Origin of the sequence: Nostoc sp. NOS(2021), from assembly GCF_017115025.1 — a bacterium.
Classification (GTDB): domain Bacteria; phylum Cyanobacteriota; class Cyanobacteriia; order Cyanobacteriales; family Nostocaceae; genus Nostoc.
In genome coordinates this window covers 46650-52666 of record NZ_JABXKM010000143.1, presented here as the reverse complement: position 1 = coordinate 52666, position 6017 = coordinate 46650, and the positions used below count along the sequence as shown (strand labels likewise).

General features: G+C 42.1%; 5 protein-coding genes. 3 read left to right on the top strand and 2 right to left on the bottom strand.

Annotated elements, in window-relative coordinates:
- Positions 1–12: 12 nt before the first annotated feature.
- Entirely contained in the window at positions 13–882 is an 870-nt protein-coding gene (locus tag HWQ41_RS18945; protein ID WP_292765997.1) for a DUF5895 domain-containing protein, read from the bottom strand.
- A 183-nt stretch (positions 883–1065) separates the two neighbouring features.
- Positions 1066–1767, bottom strand: coding sequence for a haloacid dehalogenase type II (locus HWQ41_RS18940; RefSeq protein ID WP_292765994.1), 702 nt, complete (start codon positions 1765–1767; stop codon positions 1066–1068).
- An 863-nt stretch (positions 1768–2630) separates the two neighbouring features.
- Between HWQ41_RS18940 and HWQ41_RS18935 the strand changes: the two genes are divergently transcribed.
- The 3 genes from HWQ41_RS18935 to HWQ41_RS18925 all read left to right on the top strand — a co-directional run bounded on the left by HWQ41_RS18935 (position 2631) and on the right by HWQ41_RS18925 (position 6017).
- Positions 2631–3131, top strand: a complete 501-nt coding sequence (locus HWQ41_RS18935; RefSeq protein WP_292765992.1) for a fatty acid hydroxylase — start codon at positions 2631–2633, stop codon at positions 3129–3131.
- A gap of 401 nt (positions 3132–3532) precedes the next feature.
- Complete coding sequence (locus tag HWQ41_RS18930) at positions 3533–4054, top strand: hypothetical protein (protein WP_292765989.1); 522 nt, start codon at positions 3533–3535, stop codon at positions 4052–4054.
- Complete coding sequence (locus HWQ41_RS18925) at positions 4041–6017, top strand: ATP-binding protein (protein ID WP_292765986.1); 1977 nt, start codon at positions 4041–4043, stop codon at positions 6015–6017. Before HWQ41_RS18930 ends, HWQ41_RS18925 begins: the two co-directional genes overlap by 14 nt.

Here is a 6017-nt window from a genome sequence, read left to right as displayed (position 1 = left end):
CCCCAGTCCCACCTAGTACGGCGGATAAGCAAAATCATCTTCATCAGCATAAACGTAAGAGTTGGAAACTCCTGCCATTGCCAATTTAGGCGTTTCAGCTTTTACAGGTTCCTTGCCAAAATCTTTGTATTCTTCAAAAGTCTTGCAAATCATTGCAGACTCAAGAGAATCGGAAGCAATTAAATATTCTGTTAAAGTGCCTACCGTCGGATGTTTGTAGTCTACAGTTGAAGCTACCAGAACTGTATTTGGTTCAATACCTCTTTCTTCAGACTCAATTATCGGGCAAAAAATCCCGTGAGCGTGGAACAAAGGCCCTTTTGGTGTCAAAGGTTGCTTGCGGTAAATAGCATAAGCTTTTTCTAGTTCAGCGACGAATCCACTAACTACTTTGCCTTGTTGATATTCGCAGTAGGTTTTGCTGAAACTCGCTCCGGCGGCACCATTAAGAGTTAGTTGTAGTGGTGATTCATGTAAAAACTTTTTATTCTCACCCACTATAAAAATTAGATAGCGAGTAAAGGTTTTAAATTTAAGTTTGTCAGCTAAAAAAGCATCATAATTTTCTTTGAGCGTACCCAGTTTTAGACCACTTTCCCGGTCTTTGACAGACAATGGCCCCCGACGCACTAGAACCAAGTGTGGAGTACTGCTAATAAAGACCGTTTCGACTCCAGAGCTAAATTCATGCTCCACTTGCTGCCAATTCTCATCTGGTACAAAGCCGACAGCATTAGCATTATCTAGCCTAAGCGCCAAACCGTGAGATTGCATACCATCTGTGCCATACCGAGGATTAATCATCTGACACCAGGGGATGACTTGAGAAGGCGGTGCATTGAATTTCTCGTCTTCAAAGTCGAAATTAGCAGATGCTTTCATCGTTTTAGGCTATCAAAGTGTTTTGTTAAACCAGTTTATCGGCAGAAGGGCAAATGTGCCGTCAAACTGGCGTAGTAGTTTTTCCAGATTAAGGCAGAATCAATCTATATTGCAATCCCTGTTTCGTTTTTTAACAACAAATTCTCATCGAAACAGTGTTAGGCACTCAGCACTTATTGCTCACTATTGTTTCGGTGAACTCAAAGCGGCGAGAGTCTTTAAATCAGGCACTTCTAAATCAGGTTGACTTACTGCTGATCCTGTGGTATCTACTCCTTTTTGCCCGGCTCGACGGTTTACCCACACTGTTGATAGTCCCAGAGATTTGGCTGTAACGATATCGTGATATACACTAGCCGCAACGTGTAATATCTGCTCTAGCGGCAAATCAATTCTCTCAATAGCCACTCTGAAGTTGTTTAAGGAAGGTTTGTAACTTTTTGCCTGTTGTGCTGTGATTATCTGGTCAAATTCCACCTCCAAGTGCTTTGCCGAGAAAGCAAAGAGATCGTCATCTACGTTGGAGATAATTACCAGCTTAAACTTTTGTTTGAAGGCTTTAAGTGCCTCAACTGTATCAGGGAAAGGCAGCCAATGCTGAATCGAATCAGCAAGTGAATTTAGTTCTTCAGCAGTTGGCTCAAAGCCAAATCGCTCACCAAATTTCTGGACTACTCTCTTCAAAACTTCTCGATATTTGATATATTCTCCAATTTCGAGTTCTGCTTCAAATTCCGCAAAAAGTTCCAGAATTTGCTCGTCGTCCAAATTAGTGTTATATGCCAGCAGAAGTGGCTTTAGCACCCCTAAGATGCCGTTCTCCCAATCAATCAGGGTTCCGTAACAATCGAAAGTTAAAGCCTTGTACTGATTGAAGTCAATCACCTTTTTATACTCCAGAGCTTGATTAATTGTGTTCAGTTTTCATAAACCAAAAGACGGGTGAACCCAGCTGCGATCGCCACACAGGGAAATATTTATTCTCCGCATCACTGTGTCTTTGTCTGATTGCGTCGCTCCTTACCGATGATTTGTTGATTGATAGGCGACTATTATGACATTTAGTTAATTCTAGATCCTTCAAATTTTGCCACATCTCAAATTAATTGTAAACCCGCTTTATTCACCGAATTTTAGATTTTAAATTTGTAAAAATGGAATTGAAGATTCAAAATTATTTAATCCCAAATCTAAAATTAAATAACAGAGCTAGTGACTTGATTCCTGGGGTAAATCTAAAATCTAAAATCTAAAATCCTCTCATTGTTTGACCTCGATAACTCAGGCTATGTTGGCAGAATCCTTATTTATATCATTCTGATTAGATTCATAATTGAAGCTTAATTGCAATCAATTTAGAATTAACAATGTTCAAGAAAGTCTTAACCTAAATTTGTACTAACTTTAACTCAACCTTTGCTTACGCTGTATGCCTTAGTAAGAAGATTGTGTAGTAACTATGGCAAAATACTGTATTCCCATCGATTTTTAGATGTATTGCGACCATTAACCCAGAGCTAGAAGTCAAATTGGAGGTTATTAGGAGTTGCTGTTGACTGCATTAAGGATCGGAGATTCATGAAACTGCAACTGACCCAATTACATATACTCTGAGCCAAATTAACTGGAGCGTAGACCCATGAGACCCACAGGTGCTGCTTGCATAGCGAAAAACCAGGTGTCTACGCCGACAGCATGATATTTGCATATTTTCTGTGGAGTTTTCTTAACTTACTTGAGGAGTACAAATGCTTGAGGCGATCGCTGTTGCTTGGTTATTACTGTTTTTTGGCGATTTTTTATCTACATTCATTTACCACGTACCCGAGCACGTTTTTGGTGGCCTTCATTTAAAAACGCACCACTCTTGGAAGAAGGACTTCCGCCACTACGCTATTTTGACTTTTAATCCCCAGGTTCTTTTAGATGGTATCTTGGGAGCTTTGCCTTATGTACTCATAGCAGTAGTCTTGTGGTCTTTCTCTCCCATTGGCGTGATCTCTGGATTACTGCTTGGTCAGTTTCATGTATGGTGGAGACACATAAGTGTACTGGGTTGGCAAACTTCAAAGCCTGTAAATATTCTATGCCAAATTCTATTTATTACTACTCCTGAAAGACACTGGTTACACCATCACAAAACTAATTTGGGTTTCGGTGATATTTTTACCTTCTTTGAACAACCTGCACAAATCTGGTTACGCTGGTTACGGCTACTCAGACTTCGTTTTCGCTATTCTCGGATCTAACTGAAGCTACCGCTTACCTAAATATTTTTTAAAAGTACAAAAATCAGCTGCGATCGCAGCTGATTTTTGTACACTATTTATGTTTCGCCAGAGAGGGGATTATTCCAGTCTCAGAAATGCGCTCACCTACATACTCAAAAAAGCTGATTCCCAATTTACGAGTAGTAGCAACAAGAAACATCAATTTACCATAGATTTAAATCTATGGTTTTCTCGAATTATGAACGTTTTATTTATAGTTTTTCTAGAACTCATAAAAAAGTAAGCGAGTTATACGGAGGTAAGAACGCCTCTGGTAAGGAGCTTAAAGGTATTTGCTACCCCTCAACTTCACTGTTATATCGCCAATCTTTTTGGGAAAACTAGTCTTAATTAGTAAATTATTATATTACTAGATTTTTATGACAATTCCTCTCTTTTCTGGAGATGCTGGGCGTAGCGTGCTGATCCGAAGGGTTACGCATAGCTACGCTAAGGAAACCGTTCAGATTCTTAGCTATCTCATCACCAAAGAGATTTACTTTGAGGGTCGCATCTTGGTCTATCGGGCAGTTCGCTATGCTGACCAATTCCCCGTTGCCATCAAACAGTCTAGGGAAGCATTTATACGCAATTTCGACAAAATCCTCAATCTGCTCGGCGCTGAAGCTGCGTCTTTAGAAAATGCAGGGCTTTATCAACAGGCGCGATCGCAACTGATACAAAGTGAGAAAATGTCTGTCTTGGGAGACTTAGCGGCAGAGGTGGCAGATAAAATTACAGCAGTTTTCATTTATTTGAACCATATATATTGTAGGGGCACAGCAATGCTGTGCCCCTACGGTATGGTCTATTTACCTGGAAATAGCTGTAATAACTCGGTTAGCTCGAATGCGGTCAATTTGCAACCTGCTCTAGATGAGGTGTTTCATGTCCGCAGTTAACCTCAGAAAGATTCTCAACAAAAAAGAGTTGCCATCTCTGCTTCAGAACTTAGTCTATCAGCTCAACATGGCTATTGATGTTGAACTGGTAGACGGCACGAAACTAATTAGCATTGGGGAACAAACTGCAAAAAACCGATATCCAATAGAGGTGTCAGGAGAAATCATCGGTTGGGTTGTTGGGGAAGAACAGGCAACTCTACTTGCGACTTTGCTCTCGTTTGTGGCAAAGCAGGAAACTGAGAAGAAAGAACTCGCTATAGAATTGCTGGAGCGATACCAGGAAATTGATTTGTTTGAGGATATCTCGACTAAACTCACAACAAGTTTGGATACGCGACAGATTGCCCAACTCGTGCTTCAAGAATTGAGTCAATTAATTGAATCGTCTGCGGGGATGATTCTGCTGCTGAGTCCAGATGCAACTGCATTTGAAATCATTGCCGAATTTGGAGTGTTTTTTGACAAAAGTCAGCCGGAACCAAGTAAGGGAATTATTGGCAACATTGTGCAATCCAACCGGGCAGAACTCGTCAATGATGTGCAAGCCGATCCTCGATTAGAGGGACAAGAAAACGTTAACGCCCTGATTTGTGTACCGTTGCGAGCCAAGGAGCGGGTACTGGGAGCGATCGCGATTGGAACGCCCAAAACTGACTCATACAAGGCTGAACACCTGAAACTTGTGAGTATCTTTGCCTCTCAAACTGCGATCGCTATTGACAAAGCTATGCTTTACGAGCAAAGCACTCAAGCAGCCGTCCAGGCAAAAGCCCAGACACAGAAGCTTCAGCAAGCTCTCCAAGAATTGCAATTGGCCCAAACTCAGTTGATCCAAAGCGAAAAAATGTCCAGTCTAGGGCAACTCATTGCCGGAGTTGCCCACGAAATCAACAACCCGGTTAACTTTATTTGCGGCAATTTAAGATATGTTGCCGAGTACGCCAATGACTTGTTGCACCTGCTGCAAGAGTATCAGAAATTCCTACCTGTTGCTCCTCCAGAGTTGGAATCAGAGCTAGACAAAATCGATCTGGAATTTATCATGGAGGATCTCCCCAAATTGCTGAATTCGATGAAGGTGGGCACAGGTCGCATCGTGGAAATTGTGCAATCTCTGAAAAACTTCTCCCGCCATGACGAAGCCGAAATGAAAGCCGTCAACATCCACGATGGCATCGATGGGACGCTGATGATTCTTCACCATCGCCTGAAAGTAGATGTTCGCCGTCCGGCAATTGAAATTATTAAAGACTATGGCAAACTTCCTCTGATTGAATGCTACCCCGGACAGTTAAATCAGGTATTTATGAACATCCTGGCAAATGCCATTGATGCTCTAGAGGAGGGAATGGGCAATGAAGAAATATCCTCCCCGACTGCCCAAATCACCATTCGGACTGAAATCCTCGACAACCAGTTTGTGGTGATTCGCATTGCCGATAACGGCCCAGGCATTAAGGAGGATGTCATCGGACGCATCTACGATCCCTTCTTCACCACGAAAGAAATTGGCAAGGGAACCGGATTAGGCATGGCAATCAGTTACCAAATTATTGTGAACAGACACCTGGGATTTCTCAAGTGTCGTTCTAGCCCAGGTGAAGGGACAGAATTCTGGATTCAGATTCCAGTGAATTGTTCAGTGGTGGACGCTGTTGAAAATCACAATTTCCCGATCTCTGACCCGAAGATGGCTCACGCCTCTTCCACAACCGAATCATCCCCCAGTCCCGATGCAGACGGCTTCATTTCCTCAACAACTCCAATGCTCAAACCAACTGATCTACTAATCCGCCATAATCAACTGATTCAGCGACTTTCAGAGCAGAGTCCAAACCTTGGCGCTGCATCACCAGAGCAAATTTACCAGATGTTCCAACGTAACCCAATTTCGTTAAAGCTTTACGCCACCTTGTTGTCTTGGTTCAGCTGTCCTAATCCTAACCACATCGACCATTAA